19 protein-coding genes are annotated in these 24,336 nt (G+C 41.6%); 8 read left to right on the top strand and 11 right to left on the bottom strand.

The window, feature by feature from the left end:
• Positions 1–13: 13 nt before the first annotated feature.
• Both ACFSQ3_RS10960 and ACFSQ3_RS10955 read right to left on the bottom strand, forming a co-directional pair.
• On the bottom strand, positions 14–1,096 hold the full coding sequence (locus ACFSQ3_RS10960) for a tetratricopeptide repeat protein (protein WP_380869590.1): 1,083 nt from the start codon (positions 1,094–1,096) through the stop codon (positions 14–16).
• 213 nt (positions 1,097–1,309) lie between these two features.
• Positions 1,310–1,939 carry an NAD(P)H-dependent oxidoreductase gene (locus tag ACFSQ3_RS10955; protein WP_380869589.1) on the bottom strand — a complete coding sequence of 210 codons (630 nt, stop codon included), beginning with the start codon at positions 1,937–1,939 and terminating at the stop codon, positions 1,310–1,312.
• A gap of 94 nt (positions 1,940–2,033) precedes the next feature.
• Between ACFSQ3_RS10955 and ACFSQ3_RS10950 the strand changes: the two genes are divergently transcribed.
• Both ACFSQ3_RS10950 and ACFSQ3_RS10945 read left to right on the top strand, forming a co-directional pair.
• A complete protein-coding gene (locus ACFSQ3_RS10950) occupies positions 2,034–2,429 on the top strand; it encodes a winged helix-turn-helix transcriptional regulator (protein ID WP_380869588.1) in 396 nt (131 codons plus the stop codon).
• 93 nt (positions 2,430–2,522) lie between these two features.
• On the top strand, positions 2,523–5,456 hold the full coding sequence (locus ACFSQ3_RS10945; protein ID WP_380869587.1) for an ATP-binding protein: 2,934 nt from the start codon (positions 2,523–2,525) through the stop codon (positions 5,454–5,456).
• 280 nt (positions 5,457–5,736) lie between these two features.
• Here ACFSQ3_RS10945 and ACFSQ3_RS10940 read toward each other — a convergent pair whose 3' ends face one another.
• The 4 genes from ACFSQ3_RS10940 to ACFSQ3_RS10925 all read right to left on the bottom strand — a co-directional run bounded on the left by ACFSQ3_RS10940 (position 5,737) and on the right by ACFSQ3_RS10925 (position 10,500).
• The gene (locus ACFSQ3_RS10940) at positions 5,737–6,429 is read right to left on the bottom strand and encodes an NUDIX hydrolase (protein WP_380869586.1); all 693 of its coding nucleotides are present in this window, start codon (positions 6,427–6,429) and stop codon (positions 5,737–5,739) included.
• A 114-nt stretch (positions 6,430–6,543) separates the two neighbouring features.
• A complete protein-coding gene (gene araA / locus ACFSQ3_RS10935; protein ID WP_380869585.1) occupies positions 6,544–8,043 on the bottom strand; it encodes an L-arabinose isomerase in 1,500 nt (499 codons plus the stop codon).
• Positions 8,044–8,117: 74 nt separating this feature from the next.
• Positions 8,118–8,819 carry an L-ribulose-5-phosphate 4-epimerase gene (locus ACFSQ3_RS10930; protein ID WP_380869584.1) on the bottom strand — a complete coding sequence of 234 codons (702 nt, stop codon included), beginning with the start codon at positions 8,817–8,819 and terminating at the stop codon, positions 8,118–8,120.
• 13 nt (positions 8,820–8,832) lie between these two features.
• Positions 8,833–10,500 (bottom strand): ribulokinase, encoded by a 1,668-nt coding sequence (locus ACFSQ3_RS10925; protein WP_380869583.1) that lies wholly within the window; start codon positions 10,498–10,500, stop codon positions 8,833–8,835.
• 147 nt (positions 10,501–10,647) lie between these two features.
• Between ACFSQ3_RS10925 and ACFSQ3_RS10920 the strand changes: the two genes are divergently transcribed.
• From ACFSQ3_RS10920 to ACFSQ3_RS10910, 3 genes are all read left to right on the top strand, one after another.
• On the top strand, positions 10,648–13,593 hold the full coding sequence (locus tag ACFSQ3_RS10920; protein ID WP_380869582.1) for a SusC/RagA family TonB-linked outer membrane protein: 2,946 nt from the start codon (positions 10,648–10,650) through the stop codon (positions 13,591–13,593).
• A 61-nt stretch (positions 13,594–13,654) separates the two neighbouring features.
• Positions 13,655–15,265: a RagB/SusD family nutrient uptake outer membrane protein gene (locus ACFSQ3_RS10915; protein WP_380869581.1), complete on the top strand. Its 1,611-nt coding sequence runs from the start codon at positions 13,655–13,657 to the stop codon at positions 15,263–15,265.
• Between the two features lie 310 nt (positions 15,266–15,575).
• On the top strand, positions 15,576–16,787 hold the full coding sequence (locus ACFSQ3_RS10910; RefSeq protein WP_380869580.1) for an enolase C-terminal domain-like protein: 1,212 nt from the start codon (positions 15,576–15,578) through the stop codon (positions 16,785–16,787).
• A 111-nt stretch (positions 16,788–16,898) separates the two neighbouring features.
• Here the strand turns inward: ACFSQ3_RS10910 and ACFSQ3_RS10905 are convergent, their stop codons facing one another.
• Both ACFSQ3_RS10905 and ACFSQ3_RS10900 read right to left on the bottom strand, forming a co-directional pair.
• Positions 16,899–17,981: a peptidoglycan DD-metalloendopeptidase family protein gene (locus tag ACFSQ3_RS10905; protein ID WP_380869579.1), complete on the bottom strand. Its 1,083-nt coding sequence runs from the start codon at positions 17,979–17,981 to the stop codon at positions 16,899–16,901.
• Positions 17,978–19,258: a glutaminase gene (locus ACFSQ3_RS10900; RefSeq protein WP_380869578.1), complete on the bottom strand. Its 1,281-nt coding sequence runs from the start codon at positions 19,256–19,258 to the stop codon at positions 17,978–17,980. Before ACFSQ3_RS10900 ends, ACFSQ3_RS10905 begins: the two co-directional genes overlap by 4 nt.
• Before the next feature lie 222 nt (positions 19,259–19,480).
• Here ACFSQ3_RS10900 and ACFSQ3_RS10895 point away from each other — a divergent pair, with 222 nt between their 5' ends.
• Positions 19,481–19,726, top strand: coding sequence for a DUF3253 domain-containing protein (locus ACFSQ3_RS10895; protein ID WP_380869577.1), 246 nt, complete (start codon positions 19,481–19,483; stop codon positions 19,724–19,726).
• A gap of 94 nt (positions 19,727–19,820) precedes the next feature.
• A complete protein-coding gene (locus ACFSQ3_RS10890) occupies positions 19,821–20,327 on the top strand; it encodes a 2'-5' RNA ligase family protein (RefSeq protein ID WP_380869576.1) in 507 nt (168 codons plus the stop codon).
• Between the two features lie 54 nt (positions 20,328–20,381).
• Here ACFSQ3_RS10890 and ACFSQ3_RS10885 read toward each other — a convergent pair whose 3' ends face one another.
• Positions 20,382–20,921, bottom strand: coding sequence for a GNAT family N-acetyltransferase (locus ACFSQ3_RS10885; RefSeq protein WP_380869575.1), 540 nt, complete (start codon positions 20,919–20,921; stop codon positions 20,382–20,384).
• Between the two features lie 475 nt (positions 20,922–21,396).
• On the opposite strand from ACFSQ3_RS10885, the gene ACFSQ3_RS10880 reads away from it, so the two are divergent.
• The gene (locus tag ACFSQ3_RS10880) at positions 21,397–21,840 is read left to right on the top strand and encodes a DUF3276 family protein (RefSeq protein WP_380869574.1); all 444 of its coding nucleotides are present in this window, start codon (positions 21,397–21,399) and stop codon (positions 21,838–21,840) included.
• Between the two features lie 85 nt (positions 21,841–21,925).
• Here ACFSQ3_RS10880 and ACFSQ3_RS10875 read toward each other — a convergent pair whose 3' ends face one another.
• The gene (locus ACFSQ3_RS10875) at positions 21,926–23,086 is read right to left on the bottom strand and encodes a DUF4998 domain-containing protein (RefSeq protein WP_380869573.1); all 1,161 of its coding nucleotides are present in this window, start codon (positions 23,084–23,086) and stop codon (positions 21,926–21,928) included.
• A 32-nt stretch (positions 23,087–23,118) separates the two neighbouring features.
• Positions 23,119–24,324 (bottom strand): DUF5000 domain-containing lipoprotein, encoded by a 1,206-nt coding sequence (locus ACFSQ3_RS10870; protein ID WP_380869572.1) that lies wholly within the window; start codon positions 24,322–24,324, stop codon positions 23,119–23,121.
• Between the last annotated feature and the right edge of the window lie 12 nt (positions 24,325–24,336).

The following is a 24,336-nucleotide window of genomic DNA, read 5'->3' as shown; positions in this document are numbered from 1 at the left end:
GTTAAATATTATCTCATGAGTCACCCAGTTTTTCTTTGGCCTCCGCCAAATATTCTTGTGCTTTAACATCATCCGGAGCTAATTCAATTGCCTTGGTGTAATCGTCAATAGCAGATTGATGTTGTTGGGCATAATGATGCGCTCTGCCACGATTACGATAATATTCACCATTTGTTGGATCCAAGATGATGGCTCGGTTCAAATCATTAAGGCCGCTCTCGAAATCTTTCATCAGCACATACACCTTTCCGCGTTCGCTTAAATAATTTGCATTGTTGCTCTCCGTCAATTCAATCGCTTTACTGTAATCGCTAATGGCATTTGTAAATTCTTCATTCATTGCATATATAGCGCCACGACTAATATAGGACTCCGCCTCCCGCGGATCTATTTCAATGATTTTCGTAAAGTCACTAACTGCCGCAGCATAATCCGGTTGCTCTTTGGTGACGTTGGCGCCGGCTCGGAGCGTGTACGATTGCACATCATTCGGATCTAGTACGACAGCTTGGGTGGCATCCGCGATGGTTTCATCGAACTTTGCCATGAAAAAATAAGCAGTCGCTCGATTGCGATACAACCGTTGAATTTTCGGGTCAATGGCAATCGCTTTTGAACAATCGTCGACTACTTTGTGGAACTCACTTTTGTTCATGTAGCATTCCTGACGATTGATATAATAGACTGTTTCTTTCGGCGCTAAAAAAATAGCTTGGCTAAAATCGGCTATAGCGGCATCAAAATTCCCCTGTTTGCGATACATAATGCCGCGATAGCTAAAGCTGGTTGCTGAATTTGGATAAAGCTCAACAGATTTATTTAGCACTTCGAGAGCATGATCAAAATCCTCTTTCAATGTGAGAGCATAGCCTAAGGCATTTAATGTAGTATCACTTTGGTTTTCCGAAACAGCAATTTTGTAGAAATCAATAGCAGCGTCTATATTGCCATTATTTATCTCCTCGGTGCCCTTATCTAGCGCGGTTTCCGGCTCATTCCTCTCCGGTTTTGAATTATTTTGAGCCAATAATACATGTTGGAAACCGATTGTTAAGCATCCACTTATTAATAATGGAAACAAGAAATTCTTTTTCATTGCCGATGTAGTTTGTGTCTTCCTTTACAATTAATCGTATAGGAGATAAGCTAAATCAACCGCAAATTATATGCCTTTTGTTTCTTGTAATGCATTACATGTAGGTTTTTTATAAGGAAAGCTGACTGAATAATGGAAACTATTAAGAAGATTAAAACCTATTTCCGACTCCGAAATACAAGTCGGAAATAGATTGTTTGCGATTAGGATAATCTATTTAATCTTGGTAGCCATTTGATCTAATGGAATCCGTACTTTCTTTGCATTAGCTAGGTAATCCAGATTTTCATCGCGATAGCCTAAAGAAAGAATAACCGACGTATGCAATCCTTTTTCCGGCAAATTGAGTAATCTATCAAACTGTTTCGGATCGAAACCTTCCATCGGTGTTGAATCCACGCGCATGTTCGCGGCAGCGATAAGTGCCGTACCTAAAGCGATATAGGCCTGTTTATCGGCCCACAATGCATTTTCTTCATCCGTTCTACTTTTAAAAAAGCCGTCGATTGCCGTAAAAAGTCCGTCCAACGATTCTTTGGGTACACCTCGCTCGTTAGCAATGTGGTCGACCATGTTGGTAACGTCAGTAGTAGTTACCCGATTGAATGCAGCAAAAACTAACAGATGTGATGCTTGAGCAATCTGTCCATTAAAAGATCCTGCACCTAATTTTGCTTGTAACGCTTTGTTGCTTATCGAAAAAACGCGATAAGGTTGCAATCCACAAGAGGATGCGGTCAAGTTGATCGCGTTTAAAATGAAATCTATTTTCTCTTCCGATACGGTTTCGTCAGTATACGCTTTGGCAGCATATCGCCAATTCAAATCTTGTATTAAATCCATGAGTTTAAATTATTATGTCGGCAAATGTAACTTGTTGTCGTGTCTTTATGTAACTTTGTGACAAAAAGTAATAGTGACAAATAGGTAACCAGTGATGATGATGCAAAGCGAAAATAATGACCTTATAAAGGAGTGCAACCAAACGATTCAGGCTATTCACGACACCATGTACGTATTAAACGGGAAGTGGAAGGTTTCAATCATAGCCTGTTTGTGCTATAAACCAATGCGTTTCTCGGAATTACTTCGGGAAGTGCATGGAATATCAGGTAAGGTACTTAGTCGTGAATTAAAGGATTTAGAGATGAATCATTTGATATCTAGGAAGGTGCTCGAAACACAACCTATTTCTGTAGAATACGAAATAACGGATTATGGGTCGACATTGAAGTCATTGACGCAAGCAATTGCGGATTGGGGGTTTAAACATCGTAAAAAGATTGCTGGTAAATTGTTAGAATACGAGCATGTTGATGCCTTAGCTAAATAGATTAGGTAGGTCTTACAGCTCAAATTTCGCGTCTATATACCTGCCTTTAGTAAGAAAAATTAAGACTATATTTGCGGACTATATCAACCTTCCATGAACATCACCTTGACGAGCTTGCTCGATGCGTTTATTCATCTGCCACATGCGGTAGCGGTATATGATAGCAAGGATCTCAATATAGCATTTGTGAACACCGAAATGCTTCAGATTTGGAATAGAAGCGATAATCTCATTGATCGTAATTTTGGCGATGTTTTTCCGGAGCACGTTGAGCAAGGGTTTGATGGATTACTGCGGAACGTATGGATCACAGGAGAGACATTTAATGCTCAAGAAACGCGCGCCGAAATAGTTATCGACGGTGTACGTACAGCACGTTATTTTGATTTTCAGTATCTGGCTCTGAAGAATGAAAGTGGTAATACGTATGCCATTTTGCATACTGCGAAAGAAGTTTCTGACAGAATGTTGGCTTGGAAAACCGTGCAGGAAAGGGAGGCCAGCGAAGCAGCTATTAACGAAGAGTTGATGGCTAGCAACGAGGAACTGATTTCGACTACGGAAGAACTTGGTGCCACCCTCGAAAAATTGGAGTTTTCTTATGGTCGTTTAGAGGTGTCGGAAAATCAATTGAAGCAGATCATTCAAACGGCACCGATCGGACTCGGAGTTATCCATGCGAAAACGAAAAATATACAGTCTGCCAATGATCATTTTCTTAAACTTTTGGAAATAGATCAACGCGGTGTAGGCCGACCGTTTCCAACAGTACTTTCTGAAGATAAGGTTGCATTATTTAACCGATTAATTGATCAAGTTTCGCAAACGAAAGAACCCATCTTTCGTCCAGAAATTCGAACAACATTAAAGGGATTCAGCAAAGATTATTATCATAATGTAACTTATCATCCCATTTTTGCTTATGATGGCGAGGTAGATTGTGTTTTAATTGTGGCGTCAGATATAACGGAACAACGCAAATCTATAGTAGAAGTCGAAGATGCTTTGAATCAATTGCGACTAGCAAAAATATCTGCAGGTTTAGGAACGTTTGATTTAGACGTAGAAAACGACCGTCTTGTTTGGGACGAAAGGTGTAAGGAATTGTTTGGAGTACCTATTCAAAATGACGTTTCTTACGGATCGGACTTTGTAAACGGCTTGCACAGTGAGGATAAGAAGCGGGTTTTGGAACAGATTGACCGATCTTTTAATCAGAATCTTTCAGGTGGCAATTTCGATGTGAGCTATCGTACTCTAGGCGCTAGCGACGGCGTCGTACGCCATGTGCATGCGATAGGTAAAGTCTATTTCAGCGAATATGGAAAGCCAGTGCGATTTGTAGGAACCGTTCGCGATATGTCCAACGAAGTGAAGATGCTAGAGGACCTAACGCAGCGGGATTTAGAACTCCAACAGCTTAACGAAGAGCTTGCTACTACCAACGAAGAATTAATGTCTATCAATGAGGAGTACCAAGTAACGAATGAAATGCTTTTGACTGCACAAATTACCAGTCAGCAATTAAATGAATCCCTCAAACGCGCTTACGATCAACTATTAGAAAGTGAAGATCGGCTCAACTTGGCTATACAGTCCGCATACATTGGCACTTGGAAACTAGATGTAGAGGAATCAAAAGTGTACTGGGACGATCGTACAAGAGAATTGTACGGCTTTACCGATGATGAGGTCGTTGCATACAAAGATGTGCTTAAATATATGCACGAGGCGGACAGACCATCCGTGGAACTTGCTATTGATAAAGCCATTTCTCCGGAATTCCGAGAAGATTATGATGTTACGTTTCGAACGATAGATCGCGCGGGTAATCTTTTCAGATGGATTCACGCGAAGGGAAAATCGTACTTCGATGAGCAAGGTAATCCGACGTTCTTTTCGGGAATTGTGTTGGATATTACGGATGCGATGTTGCAAAAGGAAAGAACAGATGCTTTTCATAATCTTGTGTCGCAAAAAGAGCGCAAGCTACAATTGATTGTCGATTCCGCGAAAGTAGGTACTTACACATTCAATTACCTAACGAAAGAGATTCAGTTTAACGATCATTCTCAAAACTTGTTTGGTTTTACCTCTGCTAAAAAGAAACACGAACCAGACGTTATCGAGAATACGGTAGCCACATATTTGCCATTGTTGAAAAAAGGAATGGCATCTGCAACAGCAGAAGGCCTACTCTACGATGAGGTTTTCCAAATCTTGGATAAACCATCTGGAGAATCGAAGTGGTTGAGGTTTATGGGAAGTAGTGCAGGGGAGGCAGATCCAAACATGTTTTACGGCGTGATTATCGACGTCACTGCGCAAAAAATCGATGAAAAGCGTAAAACAGATTTTCTCGGTATAGCTTCACACGAATTACGTTCACCTTTAACAGCGTTAACGGGTTACTTGCAAATATTGGAATACAAATGGCCCACTATGCAGCCTGATCGGATTGCTGCAATTGTAAGAAGTGCCGAGCATCAAACAACTAGAATGCGTGCCTTGATCGATGGCTTTTTGGATATTTCCCATGTAGAAGAAGGCGAGTTGCATTTGAATAATGATCTGATTGACCTGCAAGACGTAGTTCATGATGTGTACGAAACGTTTATCGATACAGTTAAAGACCACGTTTTTCAACTCCGTACATTGGAGCATATGCCTTTAGTACGTGGCGATCGCGGGAAGATAGAGCAAGTGATTGTAAATTTCGTTAACAATGCAATAAAATATACGCCATCGAACACGAAAATTACGCTCATTCTAGAGCTTGCGGAGCAAGATGTTATTGTGCGCGTCGAAGACGAAGGTCCCGGTATCTCCGAAGATAATCAAACTAGACTTTTCGACAAATTTTATAGAATACACAGTGCCAACTCGCCTCTGATATCCGGTTTTGGAATCGGCTTGTACATATCTAAAGAAATCGTACGTATGCACGGTGGTGAAATCGGTGTTACGAGTGTGCAGGGACAAGGTGCCACTTTTTGGTTTTCGTTGCCAATTTATAGCGTAGATTAAGCCACATATTTTTGGTGATCATTTTTTAATATCGACTTAATGTATTGACTATTAAGTGGTTAATAAGTTGTAATGGCGATGCGAAAAAAAAATAAATTATTTATATAAAAAAGACTACAATATTAGTAGTCTTTTTTATATCTTTGAAGCAGAACGTAATTATCTCTTCAAAAATAGGTTTATTAATTGGTTAGTTTAGGTTTTCATTCTCCCCGTTTGAAAACCTATTTTTTTTATTTATATAACGTCTTAATGTGTTATAGGATAATTTGTTATATGTTTAAAGTTGTGTTACGAAATGTACAAATGAAGAGAATTTTTTGCGATATACGTCTTGATTTAACATATAATAGTGAGCGCCACGCTTTGAACCTTCTTTGTCTTTGTCGGGTTGCTTGATAAGTAAATCTGTCAACCGTAGCTTTCGCATAAAATTAGGACGGTCCAATTCCACTTGATAAACTTGCTCGAAAAGCGCCGCTATTTGTGGGATAGTAAATCGCTCCGGAAGAAGTTCGAAAAGAATGGGGTGGAGGGCAGCTTTATAACGTAATTGCTGACGTGCTGCTGTGACCATCTCGTTGTGATCAAAAATAAGCATAGGCAATTGATTTAACTCCACCCAAGCTGCTTTGTAATCTGTACTGAGCTGATGTTGGTATTTATTAATATCGATAAGTGCATAGTATGCAATGCTAACCGTGCGCTCCGTTGGGTCGCGGCGCGGTTCGCCGAAAACTTGAAATTGCTCCATATATATGTCTTTTAAACCTGTAAGGTGGTTTAAAACACGAGAAGCGGCTTCGTTCGGGTTTTCATCACCCTGAACGAAGCCGCCCATCAAGCTCCATTTGCCTTTCTCCGGCAGCATGCCGCGTTCAATAATCAACAATTTGAGCGCATTTCCGTCGAAACCAAAAATGATGCAATCTACCGCAAGCATAATGCGGGACTGCTTATCGTAAGCAATCATATATCTCCGTTTGTCTATCGGCAAATTTGCCCAGAAAAACAGAACTCTACAACTGGCTAGTTTAAATTGTTACGCGATAACATTGCATTTGTAGATTTTAAACGTATTTCTACATTAATATTTCATCTTGTACGCCATTTCGTTCCAAAGTAACTCTTTTTCGAAAGATTTGAGATTTGTGTCTTCATCGATGACAACACATTCGATATTAGCCATCTTCGAGAAATCTTGAAAATAAGCTGTGCTTAGATTCTGACTATATACGGTATGATGCGCGCCGCCAGCATAAATCCAGGCGGAACATCCTGTTTTCATATCTGGTTTCGGTTCCCACAAAACGCGCGCAACGGGCAATTCGGGAATGTCATTTTCCAATTCTTTGGCTTCGACTGTATTGACTACCAAACGAAACCGATCGCCCATATCCACCAAACTTGCGTTCAGCGCATCGCCGCCTTTCCCATTAAATACCAAACGCGCAGGATCCTCTTTGCCACCAATACCTAATGGATGTACTTCCAATCGCGGTTTTTCGGACGCCAATACGGGGTCAACTTCCAACATATGTGCACCGAGCACTAGGCTATTTTTCGGGTCCAAGTGATAGGTATAATCTTCCATAAATGCACTTCCACCTTCTAAACCTGCTGACATTACCTTCGCAGCGCGAACCAAAGCTGCTGTTTTCCAATCGCCTTCACCTGCATATCCATAACCTGCAGCCATCAATCGCTGCGTAGCGATGCCCGGCAACTGCTTCATGCCATGAAGATCTTCAAACGTGTTTGAAAAACCTTTAAATCCACCTTCTTCCAAAAATGCTTTCAATCCAAGTTCAATTTGTGCTGCATCACGCACATTTTGATGTTTGGATCCACCTTTTAATACCAAGGCGTCCATGTGGTACGTTTCTTCGTATTCTTGGATCAGCGCATCCACTTCTTCGTCAGTAATCGCGTCAATCTTTGCGACCAAATCACCAACTGCGTATGTATTTACCGAATAACCAAATTGCGATTCAGCAGAAACTTTATCGCCATCTGTAACGGCAACAAAACGCATATTATCTCCAAAACGAGCGAATTTTGCCCCCTGCCAATCGTGCCATGCCGCTGCCGCGCGAGACCAGATAGCAATCTGCTCGACCACGTCCGAATCCTTCCAATAGCCAGTAACTACTTTTCGCGCAATACCTAATTTGGTTACTATATGTCCAAATTCTCGATCACCATGCGCGCTTTGGTTTAGGTTCATGAAATCCATATCGATGGTTGACCAAGGGATGTCACGATTATATTGCGTATGTAAATGTAACAAAGGTTTGTTCAGAATTTTTAATCCGCGTACCCACATTTTCGCAGGCGAGAATGTATGCATCCAAGTGATAATCCCGATACATTTTTTATCATAATTTGCTGCCGCAATGGTTTCGTAGATCTCTTCCGTCGATTTCACGATGGGCTTAAAAACTACTTGTACTGGAATAATTGCATCAGTATCTAGTGATTTAGCAATTTCTTCAGCGTGCGAAGCAGCCTGCTTCAAAGTTTCTTCTCCATAAAGGCTTTGGCTTCCTGTAATAAACCAAACTTCCAAGTCTTTTAAATTGATCATATATCGTATTTATGTTTATAAGGTTAATTCTAAATCTCACTACGCACTACGCACGTCTAACATCTCAATGCTAATTACTGCCCGTAGTACGAATTTGGACCATGTTTTCGCTCGTAATGCTTTTTGATAAGTGCATCTTTCATGCGATCGGCATTGGGTTGGATTTGCTCGGTAAATAGCGCCATTTTAGCTACGTATTCCAATACAGCGCTGTTATAAACAGCCTTTTCGCCTGTTTTTCCCCACGTAAAAGGAGCGTGATTAGCCACAAGAATCATTTCTACTTCTTCATAGTTAAGCCCTTGTTGTTCAAAATGATTAAGAATTTGAAAGCCGGTTTCGTATTCATAGTTTCCCGCGATCATCGCATCTTCCATTGGTGGCGCACAGGGAATATCTGTTGTTAAATGGTCAGCGTGCGTGGTGCCATAAATCGGAATGTTGCGTTGGCTTTGTGCCCAAGCGGTCGCGTATTGTGAATGCGTATGAACAATGCCCCCAATTTTTGGCCAATGTTTGTATAATACGGCGTGTGTTTTCGTATCTGATGATGGTCTCGATTCACCTTCCACGGTTTGTCCATCGAAATCGACAATTACCATTTTATCAGGGGTCAAATCGTTGTAATCAATACCGCTCGGTTTGATGGCAAATACGCCTCGATCATGGTCAGCGACGCTCGCATTGCCGAACGTAAATAACACTAACCCCAATTCTGGTAGACGCATATTAGCTTCGTAAGCTTCCTGCTGAATTTTTTTGTAGGATGTAGACATGGTTGGTGTCGATTTAGGGTTGAATGGTTTGTTGTTCGGTGAATTGACCTAAAGCGATGTATTGCGCATATCGATTTGCGTAGATACCAGTCCGCTCTTGATTGGGGATGTATTCTTTGTCGAATCCTTGTCCCATCTGCTTCATCGCATCTTCCAGGGTAGGAAATACGCGCGCTACCGTCGCCGCAAACATAGCCGCACCGATAGCACAAGTCTGTTCGGATTGATGAACGCGGATCGGCATGCCGATTACGTCGGCCATCATCTGCATAATGAATGCGGATTTACGCGGAATACCACCGAGGGCGATAATGCCTTTTACCGGAATACCTTGTTCAATGAATCGATCGACGATCCGCTTTGCGCCAAACGCAGTTGCTTCCACTAAAGCTCGGAATAGGTGCGGCGCATCAGAAGCCAAATCCAAACGGGTGATTGCGCCTTGCAAGCGCTGGTTGGCGTCGGGTGTACGTCGGCCATTAAACCAATCCAATGCCAACTCATCATTTTCCCTTGGAACAATCTCGGCTGCCCGTTCGCTCAAAGTAGATAAGATTTGATTTTCGATCGCCTCTATTTGTTCCGAACTAAGCAAGTTATTCTGAGCGGCTATCTGTTTTAGCGGCCAAGTTAATTGTCGCTTAAACCAAGCATACACATCACCAAAAGCCGATTGCCCAGCTTCCAAGCCGATCATTCCCGGGATTACTGAACCATCTACTTGTCCGCAAATTCCGTGGACGAGCTTGTCGTGCATTTCCTCTTTTGGAACGACTAAAATATCGCATGTAGATGTACCGATGATTTTGCTTAAATAGTAAGGTTCAATTTGACCACCAACGGCACCCATGTGACAATCGAATGCGCCGATTCCGATAAGAACGTCGGTCGACAAACCTAATTGATTCGCCCAATGAGCGCTCAATTTACCTGCAGCCTGGTTAGCTGTATAGGTTTCTTGCGGAAGCTTTTCTGTAAATCCATCCAACAGCGGATCCAAGGATGCAAAAAATTCATTCGGCGGAAATCCGTTGAATGCTTCCGACCATAGCGATTTGTGTCCGGCCGAACAAACGCCGCGTTTTATATCTTTTACATTATCGCCACCGCACAATAAAAATGGAATCCAATCGCAATGTTCTACCCAAGAATATGTAGCCGATCTAACTTGTTCGTCCTTCCTAAAAACATGTAGCAATTTCGACCAAAACCATTCCGAAGAGTAAATACCGCCAACGTATTGTAAGTAATTGATGTCAAATTGCTTTGCGTGTTCGTTGATTTCGGCCGCTTCCTGAATGGCCATATGATCTTTCCATAATACAAACATCGCATTCGGATTTTCGGAAAATTCTGGTAGCAAGGCCAAAGGCGTACCGTTCTTATCTACGGCTATTGGCGTAGAGCCCGTGGTATCTACGGATATGCCCACAACGCGATCAGCAATTTCCTTTCCCGCTTTTTGTACGCAATTTGAAATAACCGACTGTAGTCCTTCGATATAATCTAACGGATGTTGTCTAAATTGATGATTTTTGGCATCGCAATATAAACCTTGTTTCCACCGCGGATATTCGAATACTGACGTAGCGATTTCATTGCCGTCAGCAGTATCGGCTAAAACGGCTCGTACCGAGTCCGTTCCGAAGTCGATTCCGATCACATATTTTGGTTGCGTCATAATTTGATTTTTTTCAAATATTGAAAAAGATTGTCAAATTGACAATTATTAGTCAAAATACGACTGATTCGTGTTAAAATTTGACTGATCGATGCTAATTATACCTATTAACTTGCCCAGTAACAATAATAACTAATTACATAAATTATGAGAAGATTCCATTACGTGCTTCTTTTATTATTGTTTAATGTATGTTTTTCATATGCTCAAGAGCAGCGTTCACTCACTGGGCAAATCGTTGATGAATCGGGAAATCCGATTCAAGGCGCAACCATTTCATTAAGCAATTCTCAAGAGAAGTATTCTAGCAATCAAGATGGTCAATTCGCTTTGCGCTACACGCCAAGCGCGATCATCACAGTGAATTCGGTAGGACACCTGGTTTTCACTCAAACATTAACCAATCAAACAACCTTGACCGTTCGGTTACAAACATCCTCCGAAGAATTGGAACAAGTTGTTGTGGTTGGTTACGGAACGCAGCGGAAAGGGGAAACCACGGGTTCCGTAGCCAGCGTGAAATCAGAAAGTTTCAATCAGGGTGCGGTAGTTGATGCTGGTCAATTAATCCAAGGAAAGGTTGCCGGTTTGCGCATTACCACGCCGAGCGGCAATCCAAATGCGACTACGCAAATCAATCTACGGGGCTTAAATTCAATTCAAGGTGCGGTAAATCCGTTGGTAATTATCGACGGTGTGCCGGGAGAGTTTAATTCCGTGGCACCGGAAGACATTGAATCTGTCGATGTAATGAAGGACGGTTCTGCAGCCGCTATCTATGGAACGCGCGCAACCGGGGGCGTTATTTTTATTACCACGAAGCAAAACCGATCGACCGACGGACGGACAAGTATTGACTACAACAACTACGCAAGTTTACAAACACTTTTCCGCGTGCCCGATTTGTTGACAGCCGAAGATTACCGAAGATTAATTGCGGAGGGCAAAAACTACGAAGATTTAGGGCATAACACGAATTGGATTGATGAAGTAACACAAAATCCATTCAGCCACAATCATAACTTGACCTTGTTCGGAGGAAATTCGAGGACAAATTTTACAGGATCTGTTAACTACAGAGATTGGGGCGGTGTTTTGCTGAGAAGCGGGCAGGAGCGTTTGAATGTTCGTGCAGATTTGAATCACGATATGTTCGATGGGAAATTACGTAGCCGAATGCAAATCATTAGCAATACGATATCTGCCAAGCAGGGCGGAAGCTCCGACTACATGTGGCGCCAAGCTATGATTCGAAATCCAACGGATCGCATTTATAATGATAATGGAAAATGGCAAGAAAGTAATGCCTATATGTATGACAATCCGTTGGGAATGATTCATGAAACCACCAATGATCGGATGTTTCGTGAAACGCGGATGAATGGATCCTTAGATTACAGACCGACAACGGATTTAAGTTTTAAAGCATTGTTTTCTCGTGTTCAAGACAACGACTTAACCGGAACGGCTACATCTTTTGATCACGTAAACACCACTAAAAATAACTTAAATGGTACCGCTACGCGCTGGACACAAGCTGGTGTAGAAAATCTGATGGAGATTACTGCAAATTATAATAAAAGCATTGGTGATCACCGAATTATAGGATTAGCTGGCTACAGTTGGCAGCGAAATATGTTTGAAAATTTTAATGTCTACAATTTTAACTTCCCGACGGATCAGTACAGCTATAATAAGCTTGAATCTGGGCTGGCATTGCAAAATGGATTAGCAACGATGCAGAGCTACAAGCAAGAGTCAACCCTGATCGGTTATTTTGCTCGGGCCAATTATAGTTACAAGGAAAAGTATTTAGCGATGGCAAGTATTCGTCGCGAAGGTTCCAGCACTTTTGGCGAGAATAATAAATGGGGTAATTTCCCGGCAGTTCAAGTTGGTTGGGATATGGCCAAAGAAGATTTTATGGCTGGTCAAAAAGTAATTAATCAATGGAAATGGCGTGCCGGATACGGTGTTACCGGAACCATTGCCGCATCCCCTTACAACTCACAAATTAGCTACAATTATACGCTTGAGCAAGGTGCCTATATCAATGGGTCGTGGGTTCCGGGATTCGTGCCGGCAAGGAATTTCAATCCGGATTTACGCTGGGAACGTAAGAATGAGTTCAACATCGGTGCCGACTTTAGCTTATTCAATAACCGCGTTTATGGAGCTTTTGATTACTATTCACGAAACGTGAAAGATTTACTGTACATGTTTGAAGTTCCGGTTCCTCCTTATCTTACCTCAACGATGTTTTTGAATGCAGGGGAAATGAAGAACAGCGGTTTTGAAGCTTTGGTAAACGTTGATGTTTTAAAGAAGGAACGCTTGAACTGGCGAACAAGCTTCGTGTTTTCCACCAATAAAAATAAGTTGCTTAATCTTTCCAATGATCGTTTCGGCGTTACGCAATCCTTCTTTGATACGGGATATACGGGAGAACCAATTCAAACCTTTACGCATCGCGTACAAGTTGGTCGGAGTATTGGCGACTTCTACGTGCTAAAAACCGTCGGTGTGGATGAAGCAGGGAAGTGGTTGGTGGAAGGCCGTGATGGTGCTGTTATCCCTATTCAGGATGCTACGATAGAAGATAGACAGTATTACGGAAACGGTATTCCAGATTTTAATATCGGTTGGAATAACTCTTTTCAGTACGGCAATCTAGACTTAACGTTAAACTGGCGCGGTGCTTTCGGTCACCAGATTCTGAACATGACCAGAATGAACTATGAAAATCCCATCAATACGACATATAATGCGCTAAGATCATCGTATGATCCTGTTTATGGACGCATATTAAATAATGATTTGGTTTACGTATCGCATTATATTGAAAACGGTGATTTTGTAAAGTTAGATAACGCAACGATCGGCTATACCTTCGATAAACAATTAATCAAAGGCATCAAAAGTCTTCGGATCTATATCTCAGGTTTGAATCTTATTACGATCACAGGTTACAAAGGTTTAGATCCAGAAGCTACTAGCTACGAAGGTGATTTTCAGTTTGCACCAGGAATAGAACACCGCGATCGCTACCCTACTGTGCGTACGTACACTGCCGGACTAAATGTACGGTTTTAGTCAGCTGATCTTTACTTATTAAGTATGAACGGAGCAACTAAGCTCCAAAAACATAAAAATTATGCAAAAGTTTAAACGTTCATCTATCGCAACTTGGGCACTCATGTTAACATCGTTCACATTGGCGCCCGCGTGCACGGATCTGCATGAACAAGTATATTCAGAAGTGTTGGGCAATACCGTTAATCCGACGGAAAGGGATTTACCCTTTATTTTAGCCCCAACTTATGCGTCTTTTCGTGCCTTGATGTTTGGTTGGCAGGGTTACTTTGATTTACAAGAGGAAAGTGCTGACCATATCATCACGCCCGTTCGGCCGAATGGATGGGACGACGCAGGAACATATCGTCGCATGCACCAACACACGTGGAATACCGAACAGTGGCAACCTTATAACACGTGGAATCAGGCATATGCCACCATTACCAAAGTTAATATGGTAATTATGCAAATCGAAGACGGTTCTTTGGCCTTACCGGAAGAAGTTGGCGCTGTGGCGCTAGCTGAACTTCGCGCCACACGCGCTATGGCGTATTATCTATTGTTAGATAATCACGGAAATGTGCCGATTGTAACCGATTATCGTGATGCAGATTTGCCCGAACAGCGCACCCGTCAGGAAGTATATGATTTTGTCGTTAAAGAACTGACGGAAGCTCTGCCAAACTTGTCGGAAGATGTTCGTTCGATGTATGGAAGAGTAAATTTATGGACCGCAAAGGCCTTGTTAGCTAAGGTGTATTTGAATGCACAGGTATATATCGGCACCGCTGAATGGGATAAGGTAATTAAGGAAACCGACGATATTATTTCGAGCAACCAATATCGTTTGGACGAAAATTACAAAGCAGTTTTTTCTCATACGAATGAGTCATCACCTGAAATTATCTTTGCAATTCCTTACGATGAAGTGTACGGCCACGGAAATCAAATTCACATGAAAACGCTCGATCCACTAAGCCGGTTGGTTTATGGGATGGCGGCAGGGCCGTGGGGTGGAAATTGTGCTGTTCCGCAGTTTATAGATAGTTACGATACCGACGACAGCCGTTTGTACGATACATGGATACAAGGCCCACAAGTGAGTGCAGCGACGGGAGCGGTTGTAATTACCTATTCGAAAGTAGTTCCCGGAATAGGCGGTGATGGTACGATTGCACCGTCGAACAGCGGTTACCGAATTGGAAAATATGCCGTAAAACAAGGAGCTACCAACAATCTTGACAACGACTATCCAATGTTTCGTTACGCGGATGTGTTGATGATGAAAGCCGAAGCGCTATTGCGTTTAGGTAGAGCCGATGAAGCTGCGGTGTTGGTCAGTCAAGTTCGAGAACGTGCGTTTCGCGAACATCCAGAAAAAGCGAATGTTTCCGGGGCGGAACTTTTACAAGGAAGCAGATACAATTATGGGTTGCAGGCGAAAGATGGGACAGTCGGTGGAGCAAATGGCGGCGCAGATATTACTTTTGGTCGTTTTTTAGACGAACTGGGATGGGAATTTTCCGCGGAAGCGCGTAGGAGACAGGACATCATTCGTTTTGGTGTATTTCAAACTAAATCGTGGTTTAATCATCGCCCGCACGCAAATGCACAAAGCCGTACGCTATTTCCTATTCCGAACGCAGAAATTACTAAAAACCCTAAGCTTAAGCAGAACCAGGGTTATTAGCACACGAAATACATATTTATATTTTCTAAGGAAGCTTCGGCTTCCTTTTTTTGTTAATTAACGTTGGGTTGGTATATAAGGTTAGCCAGTGCCGAGTTTTGTCTCCAATAAAATTGTCGATTTGCAATAAATTGCTATCTTTATCAGATATTATAAACTGAAATTCAATCCATTACCGCATTACTGTTCGTTTTTTCTACGCGACGAATATTTAACATTAGATAGATAAAAGGTTTTAGCTAATGGGGGCAAGCAGCTGGATTGAAAACACACATTGAAAGGTGTAAATACACCACTAACTATTATCGCCATGAAACGTAATCATTTTTTAAAAGCCTTAGGTCTCGGCGCCTTGTCCAGCACATTATTACATAGAAACGCTTACGGTAGGGAGTTCTTTGAAAAGATTGGTAATTCCTATACCGAATTATCGGAGCACGTTATTGAGAAAATCCAATTTTCGAATGTGAAACTTCAGTATCCGAGGCTTGTAGGTAAAAACGCGAGATTGGATCTACATGGTTACGGTCCACAGGTTGATATTTGTATAATACACACCAACAGAGGAGCAATGGGATGGGGATCGCTGCGAGGGAGCCGCTCCGACGCAGAAAAGATGGTTGATCGGCTTATTGGCAATAGCGTTTCCGATCTTTTTACTACCGAAGGGGGTATTGGCGACCCGACCTTAATTGCTTTCGATATAGCGTTACACGATCTAGCAGGTGTAATATTGCAAAAGCCCGTTTACGCGTTATTGGGTAAAGCCGAGCCTATTATTACCGATTGCTATAGCGGAATGATTTATTTTGATGATTTGGAGCCAACTGATAAGCCGGGAGGGGTTGATACAATCTTAAGGGAATGTCAGTACGATTATGATCTCGGCTACCGACAGTTTAAGCTGAAAATCGGGAGAGGACATAAATGGATGCCTTTCCAAGAAGGGTTGGCACGCGATATAGAGGTGACAAAGCAGGTAGCGCAAGCATTTCCTGATTGCGGGATATTGGTGGATGGTAACAATGGTTTCTCCGTTGATCAGTTTATTCAATATTTAGAGGGAATTGCAGGTGTTTCCTTGTTTTGGATCGAGGAACCTTTTCACGAAACGATCGCGCAATACGAGAAGCTTAGAGGATATGTGAAAGAGCAAAGATTGGATGTTTTATTGGCCGACGGAGAAGCAAATGCGGATCAACAGTTTTTAAACGAACTCATCAATAGGAAATTACTTGATGTACATTTAACAGATATTGAGGAATTAGGCTTCACGAATTGGCGAAATTTGATTCCAAAATTACAGAAGACAAACACGCATGCTTCTCCACACGCTTGGGGTTCACTCTTGAAAACGCATTACATTGCGCATTTAGCTGGAGGGTTAGGTAATGTGGTCACTATTGAAGGAGTTGCCAGTACCTCAGACGATGTAGATTTGTCCGGCTATAAGCTGAAAAATGGAAAGTTGATTCCTCCATCGTCACCAGGATTTGGTATGAAATTATTAAAGCAAGTTTAAATACCGCAATGTTTATGCGTTAAAGAATGGGTGTTATAATTGCGCTTATGGATAAAACATCGGTACGATCATATTAAGTTGATCTATATCAATCATCCGGCAGCACGATTACTACATTGCGATAAATCCAGCTATCGTATCTTTAGCTATAATGTGCAACCAATTGTTTGATCTTGCCATAATTTTGATGGATTCACCCTTTTCCAGCTGTAATCGAACAGGACTACTATTACTTGGACCATCGTGTAGTCGTGTCCGTTTCGGAAGTTTCGTGTAAACCGGAATTTGGTATTGTTTTGTACTCGGCGTATTTAATTGCTTGACGAAATGCAGCGGATCTACCGCTCCTTGATTTCCATAAACGCCAAAGTGCAAATGTGGCGGCCCACCTGCAGCATTTCCGGTATTACCTACAAATCCTAGTGTATCTCCTAACTCAACCATAGCGTTGCTATTTATGGCAATGCTATCAAGATGAGCATAGTACACGTTAAAGCCCAATTGCTTCTCACGTAGCCAAACTTGCTTACCTCCGAGTTTTCCTCGCTCTCCAGCGAAGCCAACACGACCGTCGGCTACCGCCAAGACTGGCGTTCCGCTAGCTGCAAAAATATCAATGCCTTCATGACGCCGCACGCCGCCATCTCGATCTGCACCCCAAAAACTTTGGATAGCAGAATTGTTCTTTCCTAACACAGGAAAATGATATGCTGGCTGTAGATAAATTTTTAAATGATATACTGCCGAATCGGCGATCATTGGTTGCAAACTTATGCGTACACTATCATCTCGATCAGTGACCCAGGATAAAGTGCTTGAATCCTTGTTGAGTTCTGCAATCAGCTTATGAGCAGCGGTGTCTTCCATGCTCGAAAACTCCATAAAAAGGTGCGTACTATCAGATGGTTTCGTCAATTCAGCAATAAGTCTTTGCCCTTGTCTTAGGTATGCCTTATAAACTAAAGCCGAACTGGCGGCATCGGAAATTTGCATGGTAGCTACGTAAGGTAGCACTATAGGAAGCGGATCTTTCATTGCTTTATCGTATGATGCTTTCCATAGTGAGAATAAGCTATCATCTCCGCGGAAACTACTTTCATATTTACCTCGCTCTGAGTGATGAAGCAATGGCCGCAATTGATTGCAGGCAACCATCAATAAAAGGAATAAAAGATAGATTAACCGACGCATCATGCTTTTTCTTTAGATATTTCTTGAATCTCATGGTAAATTTTTGGCTCGAAATCTAGATTCGTTTTTGCATTTGGCAGGATTTGTTCAGGATCTATTAGTGCTACCCGATGGCCGTCCGCCCGAAGTCTATCAATTCCATCTAAAAGCATCCTGCGACCAACATTATTAACAAGGGATATGTGACTTAAATCGAATACAATCGAATTGCTTCCGCGTTTTTCCTCTTGTAGTTTTCGAAGAAGCCTTTCGGCTTCGGAAAATTGTAATACGCCATGCAATTTATAGACTTTCACATCGGCCTCCACTTCTTTAATATCTTGATCATTGATAATTGCGCGCGATGATGGAATGCCTTCTAGTAAATGAAGCCCCATGTCATTCGACATTTGCTGCATGATATCTATCCCTCGAACAGAGTTGCCATACTGATCCAATTTTGGGGCGAAGACCGCTAAACCTACCTGTCCGGGTAACACGCCGATTATCCCACCGGAAACGCCACTTTTAGCAGGAATTCCCACGTTCGCTAGCCAATTGCCTGCTGCATTATACATGCCGCAAGTGGTCATGACAGTAAGGACCTGGCGGACCGTTTGACGGCTCAAGATTCGCTCTCCAGTTGTAGGTAATACACCGTCGTTAACTAGCACACTGGTCATGTTTGCCAAATCTTTTACGGTAACATTGATAGAACATTGTTTAATGTAACTTTCCACAATCTCAACGGGATCGCTTTCTAGAACGTCGAGGTTTCGAAGGGAATAGCCAATTGACAAATTTCTAAATGCGGTGTCCTTTTCCGATTCATAAATAGAAAGATCAAAAGAAAGGTCCCGTCCGGCTAGCTTGCTGAAAAATTGGCGAATTGTTTCTGCTCTATCTGCACGGGTCGTTTTTGGGATTAAAGAATGTACCGTAATTGCACCCGAATTGATCATTGGATTTTTGGGCTTTGCCCGTTCTTCCGTTTGATCCAATGATATCTCGTTAAATGCTTCTCCGGACGGTTCTACACCGACTTTTTCTTTTACGACCGTTGATCCTAATTCTTCGATTACGAATGCGTAAGCGAATGCTTTGGAAATGGATTGGATACTAAACTCGTACTCATCGTCGCCCGCCGTATAGATTATTCCATCTAAAGTAGTCAATGCAACGGCCAATTTATTTGGATCTGCGGATGCTAATTCTGGTATGTAAGTGGCGAGTTGGCCGCCTTCGAAGGCTTTGCAATTACGAAGAAGATCGGCTAAATATTCGGGAACGGGTGTATTCATCTAAATATATGTATTGTATGTTTTCAGATTTATGTATGGTAAACGCTAGAAGTTATGAAAATTCAGTATGGTCAACATTATCTTCAACATTCAGTCTTAGTTTACCTAAACATGAAACATCTTGCTCGTGTTCCTGTTTTGAATTAAATGAATTCGGAATTATCGAGCACGACGAAATTTTGTTTGAATAAAACCGGTATTCGAAAAAACTGTTGGTACGCTATGCAAGATCAATCCACCATTTCTGAAGCGATTCTGTCCATTACACAAGAGCGTGGGAAGAACAAAAGCATATGCCCATCAGAGATTGCACGCAAGTTGTATCCTGCAGATTGGAAAGCGCATATGGATGACGTAGTAGATGTGGCTATTCAGCTGCATCAAAGAGGTTGTGTCGAAATCATGCAGAAGGGCGAAGTTATTCAGGTAGATCGAATCAAAGGACCTATTCGCATAAGGACTAAATAAAACGGGATGGACAGCGACTTGAATAAACGTTAAATGTGTAAGTCGTTGGACAAAATGTATTGACGGTTATAAATTATAAAATGTGGCAACTTCTATGAGTTTAACGAAGGACAAGGTGATTTATATATTGACCTTGCGTTTGGATAAAGAAAGTCAAATTTTCTTCAATCGATTACGAGAGGAACATTTTCCGCGCGAAAGAAATTTTCTGCAGGCGCACTTGACACTGTTTCATCAGTTGCCAGATCATCCACGAACGTTTCAAAATTTGCAGCAGCTTAAAATGGATCGGTTTGATATGAAAGTAAACGGATTGATGCATTTAGGTTCGGGCGTGGCGTATACTATTGAGTCGGAAGAGTTATTACATCTTCATCAGGAACTTTCTTCCCATTTTTCTGATTGTCTGATTCCGCAAGATCAGCAACGTTTCAAGCCTCATATCACCATACAAAATAAAGCGACACCAGAAGTATCTAAGCGTTTATTTGAAATCCTGAATCATGAATTTGTACCCTTTACAATCCAGGCCACGGGGATTGATCTTTGGATTTATAAAGGTGGGCCATGGGAATTTAATGCGGGTTTTGATCTATCGTAATAATCCTTGCTTGTTTTTAAACCATTGGAAAAAGCGCCGAAGAAACGTAATGATTTACAACCGAATATTCATCCATCTTTCTCTACTAATAGCGTAAACGAAATTTAATCTGGATGCTTCGCCAGCATAATACACTTCTTCCTCAGCTATCTTTTCTGCATAAATTTTGGAAATAGCGATTTGCGATCTTGTATTATTTACACCTATATGGAAAAAAACGATGTCAACGTATTGAAATATGTAATCCAACATCATTTGTTTTACAAGTTTGTTTGTTCCTGTTCCCCAATACTCCACTGCATAAAAGGTATAGCCGATAAATATGCTATTATCGCTTTCCCTGTAGTTGTAAAATCGTGTGCTTCCGATAATTTTTCCGCTTAAATTGTCCATTATTTTGAAAGCACCGCCGCTTTGAATCGCGTTCGAAAAAAAAATATCGAATTTTTCCATTTTCCATCGGTCATTGTTCGGGTGTTGAGTCCAAATGTTTGGATCAGACGCTATTCGATAGAGCGACGAAAAGTCGTTGCTTTCCAGCGGAATTAAGGCAAGATTTTCATTTTCTAATATGGGTTGTAGATTAAGTTGCATGAGGTGATATCAATGGGTAAGTGCATCAGTTTACACAACACACATTTTTTAGTAAAAGTTTTTGGTGGATATCCATTATCAATCACTTGTTTATCTTCTATTAAAGAGTCTTGTAATTTCGTCCGAGACACTTTACAAGGTATAACAATGCGCAATATTGCCATTCTCAAAACAATCGCGGCTGTTTAGATCTAAGGTTTTGGAACATTGTTGTCATAAAAGTCAACATGAAGTTATACGTCAGTGACTATTGGAACTGGGCTTTTCTTGGAGCGTACTCCTTACTTCGTACATTCAAACATGCCACAATATAGCATAGTATATGCATATAAAAGGATCACATGTATGGATAGATTTTTAGTTCAAACAGTTGTTAGGGGAAGATCACGGATTGGATATGGTAATAAATTATCATTTTTTTATTTTATTTTAATTTAAAGTTTATATTTTTACATTCAGCCAATTTAATACCGATATGCTAGATAAAAAAAATTTAGACACAGAAATGTCATCACGAGGTAATCGCACGTACTTCTTTGATGTGAAAGAGTCAGCAAATCAGAAATTGTATTTAAGGATTACGGAGCGAAAAAAGGCGGATGACAAATACGAGTCACATAAAATCATCATATTTGAAGAAGATATTGTCGGATTTCGACACGCACTAAATGAAATAGCGAGCCGAATGCTGGCAATTCGCGAGGATGCTTACTCGGATAAATCTAAAATGGAAGACTCAGCTATAAGTTTTCCTAAAGCCTACGCACCTTGGACGGCGGAAGATGACAGGATGCTAGAAGAATTATATTGCTCCGGCAAATCTGTCGCAGAATTGATGAGCATATTTAATCGGAATGAGGGAGGAATACTTTCCCGTATTAAAAAGCTGGAGTTGTCAGAAAAGTACGATTTGAAATAACTTCGTAGCAATTGTTACTAGCTAAAGCAAAAGGCTGCTCGGAAGTAGATCTTCGTGGCAGCCTTTTGCAAATTAAGACTATGATCTAGTCGCCGAAAACGTTTTTGTAAACTCCGACCATGGCTAAGCCAGGTTGTTGCTGACTATCGTGTCCATTGATTGGAACAATTTTGAAATATCGGAAAGATCGTGTTTCTGCGATATCAAAATATTGCTTTGTGCGATCTACATTACGCAGGTTCGCCAACGCAGCTAGCTCCCAAGTTTTATTATCATTACTCACGTAAACTTCCATTTCCTTGATTTTACGATCACCATTTTTCTGTGCAAACATAAAACCACTGACTTCCAAAGTCGCGCCCATATCAATCACTACCCAGTGGTTTGGATAATTTGTTGCTGGCGAAGAAAAACGAGCAATCCAAAACGTATCATCCCGACCGTCCAAAAGATTCACCGCCGCACGATTGTTATTCGGTTCTTGTGAACTGAAGCTATTTATTGACCAATTGCTTTGTGCGTATTCTTCGCGATCTGGCGGTAAAAGCTCCCGACTTCGTACTGTCACCGATTGCGTGTAGAACGTATCAATAGCCAAAGATGAAGGTTTGTACAATGTCTGGTAAGTCAGTGTTCCCGAAAGATCAATATCCGGTAGCAATATCTGGTTGATTTCAGACGGAACGAAGATTTTTGTGCTGTCTCCAGATAATGTCGGATAGGTGATATTGGCGCCAAGTTGCGTAGTATCCCTAGATTCAACAAACCAATTCAGTCGAACTTGGTTGTTTGCCAAAACTTCCAAATTATTGATAATGCGATTGTTCAAATTGGCAATATACGTTTGCCCGTAAACACGTCCAAAAATTTCCGATCGCATGGATTGGTTACCCTCTTGATCGTATGTACGAATTTCAAACGTGTAACTTCCTTCCGGAACGTTTGGAATAATAACCTGTTTGTATTCGGCAATCTCCTCCCGTAAAATCGGAATTTCTATTTCATTGTCCCGACCCCAGGATACGCGCATCTTTACAACGCGAGAATCCGGACTTATTTTTGCGCGTATTGCGGCCCGATTGTTTCCTGTTCTGAACTCAATAGAATCCGGTCTGCCGGGATAAATACGTTCTCCATTTTCTAGGTATTCACTGTAAAAGTGATCAGCCGGTGTACATCGCATGAACAAGCTGTTGCTTGCGATCATACAGAGCAGCATGATGAGGTAAATATGATTTCTTTTCATCTCTTAAATTTCTAAGTGCGTAGATTGGCGAACTAATTGGCCACCGTTCCATAAAATGTGAGCTCAGCAAGGGAAACATCTGAATTTCCTCCCCATGTATCTAAGGTGCGCCAACGCCAATAACGATATGGCTCTTCTTGAAATTCCACATCAAATTCTTCTCCGGCACGTGCGTAATTAATGTCGTCATTCGTTTGTTCTCCCAATGGCAATCCAGATGGTTTTATGGATGTATACGTCCCTACTTTAGTCCAGGATTCCCAAGATCCATCCGGATTTGGTTCGTTCGAACCCCATAATTCTAGCACCTTCGGGTGATTAAATCGATACTCGTGATCCAATCTAGAATACATCAAGAATCGACTCAGATTTGCGGCAACGCCCATATCAAAACTAAAATGCTGTGGCATGCCGGATCCAGGTGCAGAATGGAAAATGGTGGCAGATACACGCGTATTCCCGTCCCATATCACACTCGGAGTTCTGTAGCCTGTGTGCGCTTGCCACGTATCCGTTGGAAGATGGTATTCTGCAAATTTCTTCTTATCCATCATCTCCTCGTGAATCGGAGTAAATAATCCTGTTAACGTATCGGAGATATTGTTCCATCGATCGGTAACAAAAACGCCAAACTCTCGCTCTTGCGCTGCGAATCCACGGACATTTACAACGCCTTCTTTCAAACGTGTATAAAAATCACGCGCTGTTGTCCATTGTCCATTATTGTTTTTCGCGATAATATGGATAGCAATTGGTGCTTCGGTATTATTTTCAAACAATAAACGTATGCCACCAAATGTCGCTGTAAGATTGCTTTCCTCTCGAAGTTTTTCCAAGGTTTGTAGATAAGGCGGAGTTAGCGCGCTGATTGAAATAGTTGTTGGATCCGATTCAACATCACCGACGCTTACCGCGATCAGATTTACTTGATATTCTCCAGCACGAGCGAAACCGTCAACTAGAATTTCATCTTTATAAACAGATGCTTTATTCTCGCGTACACGGCCGTCAGCCATAGTGTAAACGGCTTTTACGTATCGTAAATCGCGATCATTCGGCAATTCATATTTTATAATTGCGCCACCGGAAATGCTTCTCACCGTATAAGATGTGATTGATTGTGGCTTTCCACCTTCGCGCGTTGGTCCTGGAAGCATATCTTCCGCACATCCCCCGAGCAACACTAGGTGCGCTGCCAGCAAGAAATATATTTTTATGAATCTATTTGTTGTTCTCATAATTTGTTAATT

The organism is Sphingobacterium corticis (genome assembly GCF_042684745.1).
GTDB classification, from domain to species: Bacteria; Bacteroidota; Bacteroidia; order Sphingobacteriales; family Sphingobacteriaceae; genus Sphingobacterium; species Sphingobacterium corticis.
Note: the sequence above shows the minus strand (reverse complement) of the source record. Positions and strands in the feature narration are given on the sequence as shown.

What these genes read in the sequence shown, in the direction of transcription:
- ACFSQ3_RS10890 (WP_380869576.1), top strand. Translation starts at nt 19,821, where the DNA reads ATGAGTTTAACGAAGGACAAGGTGATTTATATATTGACCTTGCGTTTG.
- ACFSQ3_RS10920 (WP_380869582.1), top strand. Translation starts at nt 10,648, where the DNA reads ATGAGAAGATTCCATTACGTGCTTCTTTTATTATTGTTTAATGTATGT.
- ACFSQ3_RS10915 (WP_380869581.1), top strand. Translation starts at nt 13,655, where the DNA reads ATGCAAAAGTTTAAACGTTCATCTATCGCAACTTGGGCACTCATGTTA.
- ACFSQ3_RS10900 (WP_380869578.1), bottom strand. Translation starts at nt 19,258, where the DNA reads ATGAATACACCCGTTCCCGAATATTTAGCCGATCTTCTTCGTAATTGC.
- ACFSQ3_RS10885 (WP_380869575.1), bottom strand. Translation starts at nt 20,921, where the DNA reads ATGCAACTTAATCTACAACCCATATTAGAAAATGAAAATCTTGCCTTA.
- ACFSQ3_RS10930 (WP_380869584.1), bottom strand. Translation starts at nt 8,819, where the DNA reads ATGTCTACATCCTACAAAAAAATTCAGCAGGAAGCTTACGAAGCTAAT.
- ACFSQ3_RS10895 (WP_380869577.1), top strand. Translation starts at nt 19,481, where the DNA reads ATGCAAGATCAATCCACCATTTCTGAAGCGATTCTGTCCATTACACAA.
- araA (WP_380869585.1), bottom strand. Translation starts at nt 8,043, where the DNA reads ATGATCAATTTAAAAGACTTGGAAGTTTGGTTTATTACAGGAAGCCAA.
- ACFSQ3_RS10905 (WP_380869579.1), bottom strand. Translation starts at nt 17,981, where the DNA reads ATGATGCGTCGGTTAATCTATCTTTTATTCCTTTTATTGATGGTTGCC.
- ACFSQ3_RS10940 (WP_380869586.1), bottom strand. Translation starts at nt 6,429, where the DNA reads ATGATTGCTTACGATAAGCAGTCCCGCATTATGCTTGCGGTAGATTGC.
- ACFSQ3_RS10950 (WP_380869588.1), top strand. Translation starts at nt 2,034, where the DNA reads ATGATGATGCAAAGCGAAAATAATGACCTTATAAAGGAGTGCAACCAA.
- ACFSQ3_RS10925 (WP_380869583.1), bottom strand. Translation starts at nt 10,500, where the DNA reads ATGACGCAACCAAAATATGTGATCGGAATCGACTTCGGAACGGACTCG.
- ACFSQ3_RS10960 (WP_380869590.1), bottom strand. Translation starts at nt 1,096, where the DNA reads ATGAAAAAGAATTTCTTGTTTCCATTATTAATAAGTGGATGCTTAACA.
- ACFSQ3_RS10945 (WP_380869587.1), top strand. Translation starts at nt 2,523, where the DNA reads ATGAACATCACCTTGACGAGCTTGCTCGATGCGTTTATTCATCTGCCA.
- ACFSQ3_RS10870 (WP_380869572.1), bottom strand. Translation starts at nt 24,324, where the DNA reads ATGAGAACAACAAATAGATTCATAAAAATATATTTCTTGCTGGCAGCG.
- ACFSQ3_RS10955 (WP_380869589.1), bottom strand. Translation starts at nt 1,939, where the DNA reads ATGGATTTAATACAAGATTTGAATTGGCGATATGCTGCCAAAGCGTAT.
- ACFSQ3_RS10875 (WP_380869573.1), bottom strand. Translation starts at nt 23,086, where the DNA reads ATGAAAAGAAATCATATTTACCTCATCATGCTGCTCTGTATGATCGCA.
- ACFSQ3_RS10880 (WP_380869574.1), top strand. Translation starts at nt 21,397, where the DNA reads ATGCTAGATAAAAAAAATTTAGACACAGAAATGTCATCACGAGGTAAT.
- ACFSQ3_RS10910 (WP_380869580.1), top strand. Translation starts at nt 15,576, where the DNA reads ATGAAACGTAATCATTTTTTAAAAGCCTTAGGTCTCGGCGCCTTGTCC.